Genomic DNA, 17,540 nt, shown 5'->3' with positions numbered 1-17,540 from the left:
ACATGACGCGCGCGTTCAATTTCAGTGCCGGCCCCGCAACCTTGCCGGAATCGGTCCTGCGCCAGGCGCAGGCGGAAATGCTGGACTGGCACGGGTCCGGCGCCTCGATCGTGGAAATGAGCCATCGCGGCGCGGAGTTCATGTCCGTGGCGGCCGAGGCCGAGGCCGACCTACGGCGCCTGCTCGACATTCCCGAAGACTATGCGGTGCTGTTCCTGTCCGGTGGCGCCACCACCCAGCAGGCCCTGATCCCGCTCAACTTCGCCGCCCCCGGCCAGCGCGCCGACTATGTGGTCAGCGGCCACTGGGGCAAGACCGCGGTCAAGCAGGCCGGTGTCTACGTCGACGTCAACATTGCCGCCAGCAGCGAGGCCGATGGCTACCGCACGCTGCCGCCGCGTGCCGACTGGCAGCTCTCGCCCGATGCCGCCTACGTGCACATCACCGCCAACGAGACCATCCACGGCGTCGAGTTCCGTGATGTGCCCGACACCGGCAACATCCCGTTGATCGCCGATTTCAGTTCGTCCATCGCCAGCGAGCCGCTGGATGTGCGCCGCTACGGCGTGATCTACGCCGGCGCGCAGAAGAACCTCGGCCCGGTCGGTATCGCGGTGATGATCATCCACCGTGACCTGCTTGAACGCAGCGGCCAGCCGCGCGCGGACATCTTCGATTACCGCTCGCACGTTGCCCGCGATTCGATGCTCAATACCCCGCCGACCTGGAATTGGTACCTGGCCGGGTTGGTGTTCAAGTGGATGCTGGCCGAAGGCGGGGTGGCCGAGTTCGCCAAGCGCAACGCCGCCAAGGCCGCTCTGGTGTACGGCGCCATCGACGGCTCCGGTGGCTTCTATCGCAACGAAGTCGCGCATGCGGCGCGTTCGCGGATGAACATCCCGTTCTTCCTGCCCGATGCCGAACTCGATGCCCGCTTCGTCGCCGAAGCCAAGGCCGCCGGCCTGCTGGCGCTGAAGGGGCACAAGGTGGTCGGCGGCATCCGCGCCTCCCTGTACAACGCCATGCCGCTGGCCGGGGCCGAGGCGCTGGTCGCCTTCATGGCCGATTTCCAGCAGCGTCACGGTTGAGCAATGAACGGCGCGCACCGTCGGGTGCGTGCCCCGCAACAAGGAACTCCGATGGCAAGCAGCAGATCCAGCAAGAAGGCGCCGAAGAAGGTCGAACCGGCCAAGGACAGCGCGCCCACCAAGGCGAAGGGCAAGGCCAAGGCCGCGTCGAACCCGGCGCCGACCCTGGCGCCGCTGGCGCTGGCCGATGTGCGCTCGAAGATCGATCAGATCGACCGTGACATCCAGAACCTGATCGCCGAGCGCGCACGCTTCGCCCATCAGGTGGGCAAGGCCAAGGGCAAGCTCGCCGCCGCCGTCGACTACTACCGCCCCGAGCGCGAAGCGCAGGTGCTGCGCATGGTGGTGGACCGCAACGAAGGCCCGCTCAGCGACGAGCTGCTGGTGCACGTCTACCGCGAGATCATGTCGGCCTGCCTGGCCCAGCAGGAGCCACTGAAGATCGGCTACCTCGGCCCGGAAGGCACCTTCAGCCAGCAGGCCGTGCTCAAGCACTTCGGCCGCTCGGCGCTGGGCCTGCCGATGGCGAGCATCGAAGAAGTATTCCAGGAAGTGGAAGCGGGCAACGCCGATTTCGGCGTGGTGCCGGTGGAAAACTCGGGCCAGGGCACCATCCAGATCACCCTGGACATGTTCCTGACCTCGAACCTGAAGATCTGCGGCGAAGTGGAGCTGCGCGTGCAGCAGTACCTGATGTCGCGCAGCGGCCGTATCGAGGACATCGAGCGCATCTACGCACACCCGCAGTCGTTCATGCAGACCTCGGCCTGGCTGCGCGCCAACCTGCCGAAGGCCGAGAAGATTCCGGTATCGAGCAATGCCGAAGGCGCGCGCCGTGCGCGCAACGCCGACGATGCAGCGGCCATCGGTGGCGAGAGCGCCGGCCATGTGTACGGCCTGAAGAAGGTGGTCACCAAGCCGATCCAGAACGACGCCGACAACACCACCCGCTTCCTGGTGGTGGGCCGCAACATCTTCCCGACCTCCGGCCATGACCGCACGTCGGTGCTGGTGTTCATCCATGACAAGCCCGGTGCGCTGTTCGACGTGCTCAGCCCGTTCGCCCGCCATGGCATCAGCATGAACCGCATCGAATCGCGCCCGTCGCACCACGGCAAGTGGGAATACGGCTTCTTCATCGACCTGGCCGGCCATATCGACGACGCGCCGATGCAGGCCGCGCTGGCCGAACTGGAAGCGCACTCGGCGCAGATCAAGGTGCTGGGTTCCTATCCGGTGGCCGTGCCCTGAGTGCTGCTGTGGCGGCTGCGGCCGCTGCCCCCTGATGCATCGCCGGCACTGCCGGCGTATACGGAATGATCGAACGATGAGCAACGCGCAACACTGGATCGCCCGCAAGGGCCAGCCGCTGCAGGGCAGCCTGACCATTCCCGGCGACAAGTCGGTCTCGCACCGCTCGGTGATGTTCGCCGCACTGGCCGATGGCACCTCGCATATCGACGGCTTCCTGGAAGGCGAAGACACCCGCGCGACCGCGCGCATCTTCAGCCAGCTGGGCGTGCGCATCGAAACGCCCAGCCCGTCGCAGCGCATCGTGCACGGCGTCGGCATCGACGGCCTGAAAGCGCCGGATGCGCCGTTGGACTGCGGCAACGCCGGTACCGGCATGCGGCTGCTGGCCGGCCTGCTGGCCGGGCAGACGTTCGACTGCACACTGATCGGTGATGAATCGCTGTCCGGCCGCCCGATGCGCCGCGTCACCGGCCCGTTGTCGCAGATGGGTGCGAAGATCGATACCCAGGACGACGGCACGCCGCCGCTGCACGTGCATGGCGGCCAGACGCTGCGCGGCATCGACTTCGCCTCGCCGGTGGCCAGCGCACAGATCAAGTCGGCCGTACTGCTGGCCGGCCTGTATGCGCAGGGCGAAACCCAGGTGACCGAACCGCACCCGACCCGCGACTACACCGAGCGCATGCTGTCCGCGTTTGGCGTGGACATCGAATTCTCGCCGGGCAAGGCGCGCCTGCGTGGCGGCCAGCGCCTGCGTGCCACCGACATCGTGGTCCCGGCCGACTTCTCCTCGGCTGCGTTCTACCTGGTGGCGGCCAGCATCATTCCCGGCTCCGAGCTGCGCCTGAAGCAGGTCGGCCTGAATCCGCGCCGCACCGGCCTGCTGCATGCACTGCGCCTGATGGGCGCGGACGTCACCGAAGAGAATCCGGCCGAGCAGGGCGGTGAACCGGTGGCTGATCTGCTGGTGCGCTACGCGCCGCTGAAGGGCGCGCGCATTCCGGAAGCGCTGGTGCCGGACATGATCGATGAGTTCCCGGCGCTGTTCGTGGCCGCTGCCGCTGCGGAAGGGCAGACCGTGGTCAGCGGCGCCGCCGAACTGCGGGTCAAGGAATCCGATCGCCTTGCCGCGATGGCCACCGGCCTGCGCGCGCTGGGCATGCAGGTGGATGAAACCGAAGATGGCGCCACCCTGCACGGCGGTGTGCGCCTGGGCAGCGGCACCATCGAAAGCCACGGCGACCATCGCATCGCGATGGCCTTCGCCATTGCCGGCCAGATCAGCGACGGCGAAGTGCGCATCAACGACATCGCCAACGTCGCCACGTCCTTCCCGGACTTCGACGGCCTGGCACGCAGCGCCGGGTTCAACCTGGCCTGAGCGGCCACGTCCGGCGGACAATGCAACCCGGTAGGTGCCAACCTTGGTTGGCACGCTTTCATCGACCGGTAGGTGCCAACCTTGGTTGGCACGCTTTCATCAACCGGTAGGTGCCAACCTTGGTTGGCACGCTTCTCCACATAAAAAGACGGAGGCCGAAGCCTCCGTCGAAACATCACGAACCCCTCGTCCGCGATCAACGCTGCTCGGTACGGAAATCCACCGGGACCCGCACCACGCTTGCTACTGCGCGGCCGTCATGCACCGCAGGCTGGAACTTCCAGTTCTGCACGGTGTTGAGCACCGCACGATCCAGGTCGCGGCTGCGCTCGCCACTGCGCGAAACGATCGCAGCATTGGCGACATTGCCGCGGGTATCGACATTCAGGCTGGCGATCACGCTGCCCTGCACGCCACTACGAAGTGCAGCGGCCGGGTAGGTCGGCATGCGGTTGCTGGCCAGCGGGCGTGCTTCGCGATTGCGTACCACCGGCGCGGCCTTGCGCTGGCTGGAAGCCGGTGCGGCCTGGCGCGGGGCAGGCGCCGCAGCATCGGCAACCGCGGCCTGCTCAGGGGCCGGCAGCATGCGCTCGCCAACCGGTGCCGGCGCCACATCTTCCTGGTTCGAGTGACGCAGCCAGAGCAGGGCGGCCGCGAACATCGCCACGATCAGCGCGATCCACATCCACGGGGATGTGGGCCTGTGCTGCACGCTGGAATCCTGCTGCAGCTGCGGCGAATGGAGGTCTTCGTGGGTGGTGGCAGTCATCGCAAACTCCTTCCGTCAATGGACGACGTGGGCAGTGTTGCCCGAGCCATGGACGAGGAGTGTCAGCATTGCGTCAACGCAACCGGCAGGGTTCAGTTTGCCTGCCGGCAAGCGTTCAGTTACTGCGTCTTGAAGTCGAACGGCACTTCAATGCTGCCGGGCACGGCCTGGCCGTTGCTCTGCGCCGGGGTAAAGCGCCAGCGGCGTACTGCGTCGGTGGCGGCACGGTCGAGCTCGCGTGAGCCGCTGCGCTGGATCACCGTGGCGTTGTTCGGGTAGCCGGTGGCATCCACATCCACGCGCACCACCACGCTGCCCGTCTCACCGGCGCGCAGAGCGGCGGCAGGATAGGCAGGCGGCGGTGACTGGCCGGCAATCGGCATCGGCTGGCTGTTGCCGGTGGCCGCCGGAGCAGGGCCCGGTGCAGCCGGGGCCGCTTCCGCCACCGGGGCGGGCGGCGGCGGGGCGGTTTCGACCAGCTTCGGGGCTTCTTCCTCCACCGGGGCCGGTTTGGCATCGGGCATGTCGCTGGAGCCTGCCGCCGCGGCCAGCGGTTCCGGCAATGGCTCCACCTGGGCCGTTTCCTGCGGGGTCTGTGCGGCCGGGTCGGCGCGGAAGAATTCCTTGTCGCGGCCGGTCAGCCAGACCAGCACGAACAGCAGGATGCCCACACCGAACGCGATACCGGCGATCTTCAGGGCATTGCGCGGGATATGCACAGTGAACGACTTGGCGGACGACGAGCGGGGTGCAGACATGGACCGGACCAGTACGGAATAGCCCGATTCTGCCACGGCGGGAATGAACCGGGCGGCAGAAATCCGTATAACAAGCGATAATCCCATCCCTGATACCCACCACGACACCTGCCATGCTTGATCCAGCCCTGCTCCGCCACCAGCCCGCCGACCTCGCCGAACGCCTGCGCACCAGCCGCGGCTTCGAGCTCGACGTGTCTGCCCTGGAGTCCCTGGAGGCCGATCGCAAGCGTATCCAGGTGCGGACCCAGGAGCTGCAGAGCCTGCGCAACAGCCGTTCCAAGGCCATCGGCCAGGCCAAGGCCAAGGGCGAGGACGTCTCGGCCATCATGGCCGAGGTCGCCGCGTTCGCCGACGAGCTGAAGGCTTCGGAAGTGGCCCTGGACGAACTGCGCGAGAAGATCGATGCGATCTCGATGGGCATCCCGAATATTCCGGCCGATGACGTGCCGGCCGGGGCCGATGAGAACGACAACGTCGAGCAGGCGCGCTGGGGTACCCCGCGCCAGTTCGATTTCAAGGTGCTGGATCACGTTGAACTCGGCGCCCGCAATGGCTGGCTGGACGGCGAGACCGCCGCCAAGCTGTCCGGCTCGCGCTTCACCGTGCTGCGCGGCCCGATCGCGCGCCTGCATCGTGCGCTGGCCCAGTTCATGGTCGACCTGCATACCGGCGAGCACGGCTATGAAGAGACCAACGTACCGCTTCTGGTCAATGCCGATTCGCTGCGTGGCACCAGCCAGCTGCCGAAGTTCGAGGACGACCTGTTCAAGACCGCCGTGGGTGATTCCACGCGCTACCTGATCCCGACCTCGGAAGTGCCGCTGACCAACATCGTGCGCGACGAGATCGTCGATGCCGAGCGCCTGCCGCTGCGCATGACCGCGCATTCGATGTGCTTCCGCGCCGAGGCCGGCAGCGGTGGCCGCGACGTGCGCGGCATGATCCGCCAGCATCAGTTCGAGAAGGTCGAGCTGGTCTCGATCAGCCGCCCGGAAGACAGCGACGCCGAGCACCAGCGCATGACCCGCTGCGCCGAAGTGGTGCTGGAAAAGCTGGGCCTGCCGTACCGCAAGGTGCTGCTGTGCACCGGCGACATGGGCTTCTCGGCGATCAAGACCTACGACCTGGAAGTCTGGCTGCCGTCGCAAGAGACCTACCGCGAGATCTCCTCGTGCTCGAACTGCGGTGATTTCCAGGCCCGCCGCATGCAGGCCCGCTGGCGCAATCCGGCCACCGGCAAGCCGGAGCTGGCGCACACCCTGAACGGCTCGGGCGTGGCGGTGGGCCGCGCAATGATTGCGGTGATGGAGAACTACCAGAACGCCGACGGCAGCATCACCGTGCCGGAAGCCCTGCGCCCGTACATGGGCGGCCTGGAAACCATCGCCTGATTCCCTGATCGGGTGGGTGCCATGCGTGCATGGCACCGCTGTAACTCTGGTGGGTGCCATGCTTGCATGGCATCGCTGCGGCTCTGGTGGGTGCCATGCTTGCATGGCATCGCTGCGGCTCTGGTGGGCGCCATGCGTGCATGGCACCGCTGCAGCTCTGGTGGGTGCCATGCTTGCATGGCATCGCTGTGGCTCTGGTGGGTGCCATGCTTGCATGGCACCGAATCCACGCACGGCGTGGATCTACAATGCCGGTTACATCCACGCCCTGCGTGGATGAACCACCGCGGTCACGCCATGACGCGCAGCTTCTCCAACGGCACCCATCCGGGTTCGCCCGTTTCCGGTACGCACCACGCCCAGCCATTGAGCGTGCGTTCCCCGCGCAGCACCTGCCCGGGATCGACATCCAGTTCCCGCGCGCAGTAGTCCTCCGTGGCAAAAGCGCCACCCTGCGCATCGCGGCCGATCACGGGCGCCGGCACGAAACCGGGCTGCTGCCCCTCGGCTTCGCACAGGAACCAGTCGTCCCAGCCCTCCGGGCCTTCATAACGCTCGCCCACCACCAGCGCCTGGCCACGGCGCAGGGTGATCGGGTGCGGAAATTCGCTGCGGTGCGCAGCCGTCACGATGTAGTTCATGCCGCCAGCCTAGCGTGTCGCCCAAAAAAACGGCCCCGCAGTGCGGGGCCGCCGGGGTGGGCCGGGATGGGGGAGGGGATCCCGGCCCGCGTTCAGCGCCCAGACGAGGGGGAGAGGGGCGCCGAACGCTGGAACGCGTTAAGCCGCGACGGCTTCGGCCACTTCGTGCGAGGGCAGGGTGGCCAGTGCGCCGGCAATGGCGTCTTCACGGTGCTGCGGCGAGTAGGCGATGCCTTCGGCACGCACGAACTCGACCTCGTTGATACCCATGAAGGCGAACACCTGGCGCAGGAACGGCTCCTGGAAGTCGGCCGGCGAGTCGGTGTAGATGCCGCCGCGGCTGCTGGCGATGATCACCCGCTTGCCACCGGCCAGGCCCACCGGGCCGTTCTCGGTGTACTTGAAGGTGCGGCCGGCCACGGCGACGCGGTCGATCCAGGCCTTCAGGGTGGACGGAATGCTGAAGTTGTACATCGGCGCGCCGATCACCACGATGTCGGCGTCCAGGAACTGCTGCATCACCTGTTCAGCATCGGTCGCCTCGGCGGCATCGGTCTTGGCCAGCGAACTGCTGCGCAGATGCGGTACCGGATTGGCGTCAAGATCGCGATAATCGACCTGCAGGCCATCGATCTGGCCGGTGAAGCGGGCGACCACGGCGGCCGACAGCTGGCGGGACACGGAGTTGTCGCCAAGCACGCTGGCGTCGAGATGCAGAAGCTTCATGGCAGTCACCTATGTTCTGGGAGGAAGGGGCGGGGTGGCCCCGCCGACGGAGAGAACGATAGGTTGTTGCAAAGGCGGGATAAAGGTGGTTGAATGCCACGTATTGTTCTAGATATGGAACTCGGGCATGCATGACCTGAATGATCTGTACTACTTCGCGATGGTGGTCGACCACGGCGGATTCGCCGCCGCCGAGCGCGCCTTGGGCATCCCCAAGTCGCGCCTGAGCCGCCGCATCAGCCAGCTGGAAACCGACCTGGGTGTGCGCCTGCTGCAGCGCTCCACGCGCCGTTTCGCGGTCACCGACGTTGGTACCAGCGTGCACCGCCACGCGCAGACGATGCTGGCCGAGGCGCAGGCCGCACGCGAAGTGGTGGACCGCCTCAGCGCGGAACCGCGCGGCGTGGTACGTGCCAGCGTGCCGGTGTCGCTGGCGCAGATGCAGCTGCCCAAGCTGCTGCCCAAGTTCCTGGAGCAGTACCCAAAGGTGCGCCTGCAGCTGAACATCAGCAATCGTCGCGTGGACATCATCAATGAAGGCTACGACGTCGCGCTGCGCGTGCGTTCGCGCCTGGACGACGACGGCAGCCTGGTGATGCGCAGCTTCGGCCAGGTGCAGGAACTGCTGGTGGCCAGCCCGAAGTACCTGGATCGCGCCGGCCGCCCGAAGGACCCGGAAGAGCTGACCCAGCACGTCACCCTCAGCATCAGCGAAGACGAAGCGCGCCAGCGCTGGGAGCTGCATGGCCCGGAAGGCGAAGTGCGCCGGGTGGACCTGCAGCCGCGCGTGGCCGGCTTCGACTTCCCGCTGCTGCAGAGCATGGTGAAGGACGGCTTCGGCATCACCATGCTGCCGGAAACCGTGTGCGCCGACGCGGTGCGCAATGGCGAGCTGGAAGTGGTGCTGCCGGACTGGTCGCTGCCGCAGGGCGTGTGCCACGCCGTGTTCGCCTCGCGCCGCGGCCTGCTGCCGGCGGTGCGGGTGTTCATCGACTTCCTGGCCGAGCACCTGCCGCCGCAGCTGGAGGCCTCGCGCCTGGACTGCGGTGGTGCCTGTGAGAAGGCCAAGGAGCGGATCAAGGCCAGTGCACTGGGTGCGTTGGCGGTGGACGCGGGCTGAGGCCTGCCGTGGGAACGCTGGGTGATGCCCGGCGCCACGCCGGTCTTGGGCAAATCGCCCGGCCGTGCGAGAATACGCGCCCGGCCGGCAGGTCGGGCCGATACGGAGAGATGGCCGAGCGGTTTAAGGCACCGGTCTTGAAAACCGGCGAAGGGTTAAACCTTCCGTGGGTTCGAATCCCACTCTCTCCGCCAGAATTGAAGAAGCCCCTGTTTTTTTCAGGGGCTTTTTCGTTGTAGGAGACATTGCTGGCATGGAATGGGTCATTCCACGCCCCGATGGTGCTTCTGCACTAGGTCATGCAATCCAACCGGTGAAGCAAGGGCGCCCTCAGGAGAGCGTCCTACGGGTTGTAGTGCGCCTACCCTTGAGGGCGTGGATCAGGTACTTGGTCGCCTGCGAATCCCTTGTAAAGCAGGGACGCCCTGCTATCCGCAGCCGCCAGCTCGGCTGAGCTGAGGCGCATCTCTGCAATCTCTATCGCTGCCTTGTGATCGCCCATGATGTAGGCCAAGCGGAGGTAAGCTGCACCATCTACCGGGTTTGGCACCTTCGATTCGCGGTACGACTCCGAGATCGCGTACAGCGCATAGAAGTTGCCTGATAGCACCTGATTTCGAAGCATCACCTGGCCGTCCATGAAGTTCTTCTCCATGGCAATCCGTTTTCCCAGCACCGCGGCCGCAGTGGGGTCACCCGCTGAGGCTTTTTGTTGCAGTATGTCCAGCGACTCTGAACGCAGTCGCTCGAGTTCAGCTTGCGATGGGTACTTGTGGCGGATCAGCCACTCGGCTTCTTCTTGCGATTTTGCCTCCAACGGACCAGCGTCTCTGCAGTCTCCAGTGCACAGGCGCTGCGTAATTGCCTTGGAGTCATTGGGTCCGCCAACGTTTGAGTGCTGCGACGCGATGGCGCGTGGTGCCTGATCCAGGTTGGCTGGCGGCGAAACGGCTCGATCTGTCGCCGTTGATACGCTGCTCTGGTCAGAGGTCGTGTGTTCTGAGCAGGCAGTCGCGGTGACCGCAAGAATGGCTGTAAACAGGATCGATCTGGTGTGCATTATTTTACCCCACACATATTGTTCTGGACCTGGGTCCACCACTTCGAACATGACGCATCTTCTGTCACTGAGCGCGATTTCTCGCCGATCGAATTTCGCGTGTCAATGAGACCGATGATCCCGTAGGGAGCGTAGTTTCCGAGGGGCATGCCCACTACACGTTGATGCTCAACTGGTATCCATTAACGTAGGACAGGCCTGATCTCCCCCACTGGTTGGGGAAGATTTTTCCTCAAGTCACAGGCCGCCCATCGTGATGGCGAGTGAGCCGGCAGGAACTCCGCTCCGGCGGTGGTGCGACTGGCCGGCTGGCTGGCCGGTGCTGGATTCTCAATGAGGCGTTGGTTCCTGGCTTGGCGTGCGACGTCACCCTCGCCTTCATTGATACGCGGCAAAATAGGTGCGAATCTGGTACGTCCCGGTCATTGGCTCTCAGCCCTTCTTGCTGCCTCCGCAGCCGTCACATGGCCATCGGACAATAAGGTCAGCTTGCGCCGCCTGACATGGGCGAGCGCCTGTGCACGAAGTCAGACGCGCTCACCCCAGACGCCCACCCCTCGGCTTGTTGTGGCACAACGGGTAACTGGAACACGATCGGAATGGCCCATGCGGTCCGGTCCTGTCCACAAACACGCCCACCTTGCACACCGGGCATCGCTCTTCGAGGATGGCCGCGCCTGAAATTCCAGTCACTTCCACAGCCCCGTCCTTGACCAGCTCATCCAGGAACGGCGAGTGCTTGCCCTGCAGGGTGAACATCGCCACCGAGCGCCGCGCACGCGTCAGTGCCACATAGAACAACCGCCGCTCTTCGCTGAGCGAATAGGTATCGCCCTCCGGCATCGCCAGCGACAGCACCGGGTCATCCGAGCGCAGGCTCGGGAAGCCGCGGTTCACCATGCCCGGCAGGATCACGTAGTCCGCCTCGCGCCCCTTCGAGCGATGCGCGGTCAGGAACTCGACGTCCATCGTGCTGCCAAACGACGTTCTCCACTCCGCAGGCACCGCATTGCGATCGGCCTGATAGCGCCCGAGGATGAAGACCGTCACGCGTCCGTTGCGCCCCTGCGGCACCGCACCGGACAACAGTTGCTGATGCAGCCTGGTGAGGTATTGGCGCACGCCATCCTGCACTTCTTCGCGCCGGTTCATCTGGAACGCCTGCAGCACCGGACCGGTTGCCGGCGCAGCAGAACGGACCGCCTTGGCAATCTGCGCCGGATTGCGGCTGATGAAGCGGCTGGACACATCGCACAGTGCCTGCGGGCAGCGGAAAGTCTGCTCCAGTTTCAGCACCTGGCCATGCCCCATCCATTCGCGGAATCCGGTCATCACCGAAACGTCGGCGCCGGCGAAGCGGTTGATCGACTGCCAGTCATCGCCCACCGCAAACAGGTGCCGGCCCGGCTGGCTGACCAGCGCACGGCAGAGGCGGGCGCGGGCGCGCGAGGCGTCCTGGAATTCGTCGGCCAGCACCAGGTCGTAGGGCGACGCATAGTGTCCCTGCTCCAGCAGCCCGGCGGCCATGTTGAGCATGTCTTCGAAATCGATGCCGCGTTCGTCGGCCAGTGCGTTGTCCCAGGCGTGGAATACGGGGCCGGCGATTTCCAGGAAGCGGCGGTACCGTTCCTTGAATTGGTCTTCGGGCATCTGTCGCAAGCGCGCAGCCATATCGTCCAGCGTCAGGCAGTTGCTCTTGGCATGGGCAATGAAGGTGCGCATCAAGCCGATCAGGTCCGCATCCGGCATCGGCTTGGCACCCGCATCGGGCAGCTCGCGGTCCGGGTTCGGATCGAGCTCGATATCAGATGCGCCAAGCGTCTCCGCCAGGTCATGCAGGGCGTGCCCGCTGCGCAGGCCAAACGAGGTGGTCTCGATAAGCGCAGTGCCACGCGCCACATGCTGTTGCCGCTTCCAGTGCATGCCCTCCGCATAGTTGGCGAAATGCTTCGGTGGCTGGCCATCGGCATCCAGCGCAAAGTGCTCGTGATACAGCGCTGCGCCTGGGTAATAGAAATCCGGCCGATACTGGCGATGGGTGTCGGTGGTCGTATCAAATTCGTAGCGGCGCTCGTAGTCGTACGCAACGCCGTTGTAGAACAGCCAATCGGCAATGACGCACTCTTCCAGGCTCTTTACCCGTTCACCCTGCAGGGTGCGGATATACGGCGTGCCATCGCGGTCGTAGCCATCGGCCATCATCTCGGCACCGAACGGCGGAAGGTCGCGCCCGAATACCAGCCGGAACATGTCCCACTGGGTGCGGAAGTGGATCGAGCGATCCTTCAGGTCATCCACCAGCTCGGCCAGCTTGTTGAAGCCCTGCGTTGCGTCGATGGCCCACTCGGGAATGTCGGGCTTGCGCCCGGTGGCCTTGCCGATGATGGCCAGGCCCAACGCATGGAAGGTACGCGCCTCAACCACGGTGTCACCCATGCCGAGTCGATCGAAGCAGCGCTGCGCGCGCTCTTCCAGTTCCTTGGCCGCATCTTTGTTGAAGGCGAGCATGACGATCCGCTCGGGTTCGACAAAGCCGCGATCGATGGCATAAGCGGCCTTGGCGACCATCGTGGAGGTCTTGCCAGAGCCGGCCGCGGCCACGACCTGCACGCGGTTGTCGAAACAGATGACCGCTCGGGCCTGTTCCTCGGTCAGCGGTCTGTTCTCGACTCGGTCCAGCAAGTCCTTGGCGAGACCCAGTTCGCGGGTTGCCATGGCTTCGTTGGCGTCGGCCCAGACAGCAGGCCAATCCAGATGCCAGTCGTTCAGCGCTTCCAGCGCGGCCAGATGGCGGCTGGAACGCAGGTCGTCATGCACGCTGGCATCGAGGAACAGGCGCTCCAGCTCATCGGGGGAGAGCGGCAGGGCCGGGCGGTCGGCCAGCAGCGCTTGTTGTTGTTCGTGGGTGATCCAACGCCGGCTGGCGTGACCGCGATCGGTCAGTGCGTCGGCCGCGCTCAACCAGGCCTGGATCTGCGCCAGCACGTCCTCGAACAGGCCCTTGCGCCCGCGCGTGCTGCGCGCGGACAGCACGTCCTGCACAGCCGCCGCGAGGTGGGCCGCTTGCCGATTGGGCAGCCCGCCCACGGACACCAGACCACGTTCAGTCTGCAGAGCAACCCGGGCCCAGAACAGCCCCGGGACAACCTGCACGCGATGATCGCCATCCACGTGCTGTCGGTACTGCTGGCCGCCAAGGGTCAGCTCGAGGTGTTCGCCATCAAGCCGCAGTCGCCATAGTGGCGAGCGGGTCACACGCTGGCCCCAGCCCGAGGGGCGCCATTCCATAGACATCCAGATACTGCCTTGCATGCTTCACCGGGCGTATAGCGCCCTTACAGCCCCATGATAAGGGGCCTTGGTGCCGCATGTGGCGCTCGCGCATCCGTCTCGCTGGCTGATGGCCTGTCACGCGTTCACATCAACGACAATCCGCCCGCGCACCTTGCCCGGAATGATCTTCTCGTACACGTCCAGCACGTCGGCAAGCCCAATCAACTGCACCGTGCTTTCAAGCTTCTGCGGGTCCAGGTCGGTGGCGAGGCGGTCCCATGCACGCTGGCGCACGTCCTGCGGGGCATTCACCGAGTCCACGCCGGCAAGGGTGACGTTGCGCAGGATGAAGGGCAGCACCGAGCCATGCAGTTCATCGCTCTGTGCCAGCCCACAGGCGGCCACGGCGCCGCGGTATTTCGTTTCGGCGATGGCGTTGACCAGCGTCGGGCCACCGGCCACATCCACCACACCCGCCCAGCGCTCGGCACTGATCGGCCGGTCGCGCGGTTCTGAAAGCTGCGCACGGTCGATGATCTCGGCCGCGCCGAGGCTGTGCAGATACTCGGCGTGTTCCGGGCGCCCGGTGGCGGCCACCACGCGATAGCCCAGCTTGGAAAGAATGGCCACCGCAATCGAGCCCACGCCGCCATTGGCGCCGGTTACCAGCACATCGCCCTTTTCCGGCGCTACGCCTGCATCTTCCAGCGCCAGTACGCACAGCATGGCGGTGTAGCCGGCAGTGCCGATGGCCATGGCATCGCGGGTGGTCAGGTTGCCGGGAATCCTGTTCAGCCATTCGCTGCGCACGCGGGCGCGCTGGGCCAGGCCACCGTGATGGCCCATGCTCAGGTCCCAGCCATTCACTACGACGCGGTCGCCAGGCTGGAAACCGGCATTGCTCGACTCCAGCACCACGCCCGCCAGGTCGATGCCCGGAATCAACGGGAAGGTGCGGATGACCGGGCGCGAATGGGTGAGCGCCAGCGCGTCCTTGTAGTTCAGCGTCGAGTATTCAACCTGCACCAGCACGTCGCCGTCCATCAGGTCGGCTTCGTCGAAATCGACCAGCTCGGTGGAAACGCCATCGTTGGTTTTGCGGGTCAGCAGTGCCTTGAAACTCATGGAAGCGCCTCACGTTCAGTGGATGGCGCCATGCTAGGCTCGCACCGTTATCGCAACAAGAACGATGTTTTTCCGTAGGTACTATGGTTTTCCGGAGTATGCATGCGTAGCAGGCGTTGGGATGGCAAGAGCGGGTGCGCCGTGGAGGTCACGCTGTCGGTGATGGGCGGCGTGTGGAAGCCGATCATTCTTTTCCACTTGATGACTGGCAAGCGGCGTTTCATGGAATTGACGCGGCGGGTACCCAACGCCACGCAATCGATGCTGACCAGCCAGTTGCGCGAACTGGAGGCCGATGGGGTGGTGATCCGTCATGTTTATGCCGAAGTGCCGCCCAAAGTGGAATACGAACTTTCCGAATTCGGGAGAACGCTGGTGCCGGTGCTGCTGGCCATGCGCGAATGGGGCGAGACCTACCGCGGCTACCAGAGCAGCCAGAGTGACAACTGAAACGTGAGGGGTGTTGCCTGCACCCCTCTGCTGCACGCCGTGCCAGGGATCAGGCGGGTTGTGCTTTCCGGCCCTGGATGAGGCGGGCCGCCAGAAGGGCCAGTGTGACCAGGCCCGACGCGATGGCCAGCCACAGCATCAGCAGGGAGTTGTCAGCTTCGCCGACGGCCACGGCCACCGAGGGATCTTCGGCGTTGTAGCGGATATCAATCTCTTCTGCTTCGTCGGTCGCGCGCATCTGATTGCCAAGATCGTTGGAGACCGCGATCTTCTCCACGCGTGATTGCCCGTCTTCGGTTTCGAACTCGACGTTCAGAACGAAATTGCTTTTCCTTCCCCTCTTTTCGTCCCAATGCACCTCGGTGACGAGGCCTACCGCATCGCGTCCTTCAATGCCGTCAGTGAGGGCGTGGCGGTGATGGTCGTTGTAGGCGGTCACCGAAAGTGCGACGGCCACGCCAGCGGCAACAAGAATGTTGCGCCAGGAAGTGAATTCCATGATGAGCTCCTGCTCCATTTGAAGTCGGCGACTATAGGCATCGCGTAGCGGCATTCGCATCGAAATTGGGGTGGCGCGCGCATTCCGTTGTGATCCACGCGCGCTCGGATGTGCCCCGAAGCCCTTGCGTGTAAGCGTTTACGGCGTGTATCCGGCACGGGCGACCGTGTTGAAGCTGCATTTGCAGGGCGGGCGTATTGCGACGTTCTGCGCGATCGCCATAACCGGTGTGTCGCATTCGGCTCGGTGTGATCGTTGGATCGCACACGTTGGCATGCACGAGGTGCCGGCGAAGCGCGTCAGTCGGTGGGCGATTCGCCATCCCGTGACGCAACCAGCGTAGGAAGGTGTCAGCGCGGAGTTTTCCTACTTTTCATCGATGCGGGAGTGCGCCAATCATCGCCGCGCCAAGGCACCCGCCCTGGCCGGGATTGGCGTCCCGAACTTACGTACCACTACCGGTCGCGCTTGCAGCCTTCGCTGCAGCCACGACAATGCACCGCCTGCCAGTCCATGGCGGACGGTGCGTGGGGATCCCTCGATCCGCCGGCTTTAGTGGTACGTATCCGGCACGCCAACCCGCACCGTCCGCCACCTTGCATCTGCAGGTGGCCACACCGTGAGGTTGTCGCCATGCCTGACCGTACTCCCGACGTTCCCCGCCTGCGCCAGCTGCTCGGCGCCGCCGCGCGTGATCTTCCCGCCGCCCTGGCCGAAACGCTTGAGGCGGCGCTCTGCGAATCCGCCGAGTCTGTCGCGCCGTCGGCGTTCTTCGCGCACTTGAAAGGCCACGGTGAGAATCTGCGAGCCGATGGCCAGCCCTGGACCGAAACCCGTCTCAGCCCCGGCCGCGCCTTCGATCTGGCCCTGGCCACCCGCAGTGCCTCGGGCATCACCGCGCTGACCGCCATGCTGCACGCCGCGCATGTGGCGCGGGAGAGTGATGATCCCGCCTGTTGCCCGTCCGCAGCGCTGGTCGAAGGCATGTTCAACGCCTGCCAGGTGCTGTCACTGCAGGTGGAGCGCTGCCTGGTTCCGTGAAGGGCTGGGATGCGGTTCCCGTCCCGTTGACGCCCGGTTGCCTATAGTGGTGCCGGAGCCCTGCAATGGAATGCCCATGCACGTGATGTCCCCCGGCCGATGCCTGACGCTCGCACTTGCCGTCGTAGTGAGTGCCGGCGCGTGTGCACGGCAACCGTCCAACGAACACGAAAGGAATCCCACCATGTCCGGCGCAACCCAGACCGGCCGCACGATCAACGGTCACACCTATACCGATGCCCCCGTGGACGTGAAGCTGGGGCCGAACACCTTCCGCATTCCGGCCAACTATCTGGACAGCCAGATTGCACCGTGGCCCGGCGAGGGCGTGACGCTGGTCATCGAGTGGCCGGATATGAAACCGACTCCGCCGGGCGCCCGGGCAAATCCGCGTACGAATGATTTCCGCAAGGAGATTGCTGTCCGTATCAACTACGTTGATCGCGTTCCAGTCGAAACACTGCTTTCAAGGTTGTCGTCAAATGAAGCCATCACGGAAGAGGATTCTGTGGAAAGGGAGGATCCCAGGGACCGTCTCGATCAACGCGTTGCACAGCCGGAGACCTTGGGGCTGACGCCCTATGCAATCGACGAAGCGAAGATGGTGATGTATGCGAAGAAGTATGAGGCGCGGTACGGGAAGCCGCCTGTCCGCAATCCCGCCTACGAGAGGGACTGGTACATCGCACGCCAGGCCGACGGCCGGATCAGCTCGTTCATCAAATGTGACGGCGAGGAATTCCGACGCGACGGCGTGCGGCTGGAGGGAAGCGAGGTGATCAGTGAGCCAGGAGAAGTGGCAGCCGGCTGCGTTCATTATTTCGTGGACGTCGATAACAAGCTATCCGTCAGCCTGGACTACAAGAGAGCGTTTCTGAAGGACTGGAAGCGTATGGAAGACGCTGTCAGGGATGTCATCGCGCGCATCCGGTCCCAGTGATCGGTGAATCAGGGAAGAGAA

16 protein-coding genes and 1 tRNA gene are annotated in these 17,540 nt (G+C 65.0%); 9 read left to right on the top strand and 8 right to left on the bottom strand.

Annotation, left to right across the window (positions count from 1 at the left end; all coding sequences use genetic code 11):
- The first annotated feature begins 2 nt into the window (after positions 1-2).
- The 3 genes from serC (at position 3) to aroA (ending at position 3,723) form a co-directional block, all read left to right on the top strand.
- Complete coding sequence (gene serC, locus N440_RS10615; protein WP_133935045.1) at positions 3-1,088, top strand: 3-phosphoserine/phosphohydroxythreonine transaminase; 1,086 nt, start codon at positions 3-5, stop codon at positions 1,086-1,088.
- Positions 1,089-1,139: 51 nt separating this feature from the next.
- On the top strand, positions 1,140-2,339 hold the full coding sequence (pheA, locus tag N440_RS10610) for a prephenate dehydratase (RefSeq protein WP_133935044.1): 1,200 nt from the start codon (positions 1,140-1,142) through the stop codon (positions 2,337-2,339).
- A 76-nt stretch (positions 2,340-2,415) separates the two neighbouring features.
- Positions 2,416-3,723 carry a 3-phosphoshikimate 1-carboxyvinyltransferase gene (aroA, locus tag N440_RS10605; RefSeq protein ID WP_133935043.1) on the top strand — a complete coding sequence of 436 codons (1,308 nt, stop codon included), beginning with the start codon at positions 2,416-2,418 and terminating at the stop codon, positions 3,721-3,723.
- Positions 3,724-3,919: 196 nt separating this feature from the next.
- On the opposite strand, the gene N440_RS10600 is transcribed toward aroA, so the two are convergent.
- Together N440_RS10600 and N440_RS10595 are read right to left on the bottom strand one after the other, a co-directional pair.
- Complete coding sequence (locus tag N440_RS10600; RefSeq protein WP_133935042.1) at positions 3,920-4,492, bottom strand: energy transducer TonB; 573 nt, start codon at positions 4,490-4,492, stop codon at positions 3,920-3,922.
- Between the two features lie 119 nt (positions 4,493-4,611).
- Positions 4,612-5,250, bottom strand: coding sequence for an energy transducer TonB (locus tag N440_RS10595; protein WP_040009559.1), 639 nt, complete (start codon positions 5,248-5,250; stop codon positions 4,612-4,614).
- 113 nt (positions 5,251-5,363) lie between these two features.
- Between N440_RS10595 and serS the strand changes: the two genes are divergently transcribed.
- A complete protein-coding gene (serS, locus tag N440_RS10590) occupies positions 5,364-6,644 on the top strand; it encodes a serine--tRNA ligase (protein WP_049458692.1) in 1,281 nt (426 codons plus the stop codon).
- A 290-nt stretch (positions 6,645-6,934) separates the two neighbouring features.
- Here the strand turns inward: serS and N440_RS10585 are convergent, their stop codons facing one another.
- Both N440_RS10585 and N440_RS10580 read right to left on the bottom strand, forming a co-directional pair.
- A complete protein-coding gene (locus N440_RS10585) occupies positions 6,935-7,285 on the bottom strand; it encodes a ligand-binding protein SH3 (protein ID WP_133935041.1) in 351 nt (116 codons plus the stop codon).
- 138 nt (positions 7,286-7,423) lie between these two features.
- Entirely contained in the window at positions 7,424-8,011 is a 588-nt protein-coding gene (locus N440_RS10580; RefSeq protein ID WP_053450174.1) for an NAD(P)H-dependent oxidoreductase, read from the bottom strand.
- Between the two features lie 127 nt (positions 8,012-8,138).
- Between N440_RS10580 and N440_RS10575 the strand changes: the two genes are divergently transcribed.
- Both N440_RS10575 and N440_RS10570 read left to right on the top strand, forming a co-directional pair.
- On the top strand, positions 8,139-9,131 hold the full coding sequence (locus tag N440_RS10575; protein ID WP_005410175.1) for a LysR family transcriptional regulator: 993 nt from the start codon (positions 8,139-8,141) through the stop codon (positions 9,129-9,131).
- A 104-nt stretch (positions 9,132-9,235) separates the two neighbouring features.
- Positions 9,236-9,325 (top strand) — tRNA-Ser (locus N440_RS10570).
- Positions 9,326-9,492: 167 nt separating this feature from the next.
- On the opposite strand, the gene N440_RS10565 is transcribed toward N440_RS10570, so the two are convergent.
- From N440_RS10565 to N440_RS10555, 3 genes are all read right to left on the bottom strand, one after another.
- A complete protein-coding gene (locus N440_RS10565; protein WP_133935040.1) occupies positions 9,493-10,242 on the bottom strand; it encodes a hypothetical protein in 750 nt (249 codons plus the stop codon).
- Between the two features lie 486 nt (positions 10,243-10,728).
- A complete protein-coding gene (locus N440_RS10560) occupies positions 10,729-13,479 on the bottom strand; it encodes a UvrD-helicase domain-containing protein (protein ID WP_133936022.1) in 2,751 nt (916 codons plus the stop codon).
- A 120-nt stretch (positions 13,480-13,599) separates the two neighbouring features.
- Entirely contained in the window at positions 13,600-14,589 is a 990-nt protein-coding gene (locus N440_RS10555; protein ID WP_133935039.1) for an MDR family oxidoreductase, read from the bottom strand.
- A gap of 102 nt (positions 14,590-14,691) precedes the next feature.
- On the opposite strand from N440_RS10555, the gene N440_RS10550 reads away from it, so the two are divergent.
- Positions 14,692-15,039, top strand: a complete 348-nt coding sequence (locus N440_RS10550) for a helix-turn-helix domain-containing protein (protein ID WP_133935038.1) — start codon at positions 14,692-14,694, stop codon at positions 15,037-15,039.
- A gap of 49 nt (positions 15,040-15,088) precedes the next feature.
- Here the strand turns inward: N440_RS10550 and N440_RS10545 are convergent, their stop codons facing one another.
- The gene (locus N440_RS10545) at positions 15,089-15,538 is read right to left on the bottom strand and encodes a DUF3592 domain-containing protein (protein WP_133935037.1); all 450 of its coding nucleotides are present in this window, start codon (positions 15,536-15,538) and stop codon (positions 15,089-15,091) included.
- Between the two features lie 633 nt (positions 15,539-16,171).
- On the opposite strand from N440_RS10545, the gene N440_RS10540 reads away from it, so the two are divergent.
- Both N440_RS10540 and N440_RS10535 read left to right on the top strand, forming a co-directional pair.
- Positions 16,172-16,579: a hypothetical protein gene (locus N440_RS10540; RefSeq protein ID WP_133935036.1), complete on the top strand. Its 408-nt coding sequence runs from the start codon at positions 16,172-16,174 to the stop codon at positions 16,577-16,579.
- A gap of 76 nt (positions 16,580-16,655) precedes the next feature.
- A complete protein-coding gene (locus N440_RS10535) occupies positions 16,656-17,519 on the top strand; it encodes a hypothetical protein (protein WP_133935035.1) in 864 nt (287 codons plus the stop codon).
- Positions 17,520-17,540 lie beyond the last annotated feature (21 nt).

This window comes from Stenotrophomonas sp. CC22-02 (genome assembly GCF_004365115.1).
In the GTDB taxonomy this organism is placed as follows: domain Bacteria; phylum Pseudomonadota; class Gammaproteobacteria; order Xanthomonadales; family Xanthomonadaceae; genus Stenotrophomonas; species Stenotrophomonas forensis.
Note: the sequence above shows the minus strand (reverse complement) of the source record. Positions and strands in the feature narration are given on the sequence as shown.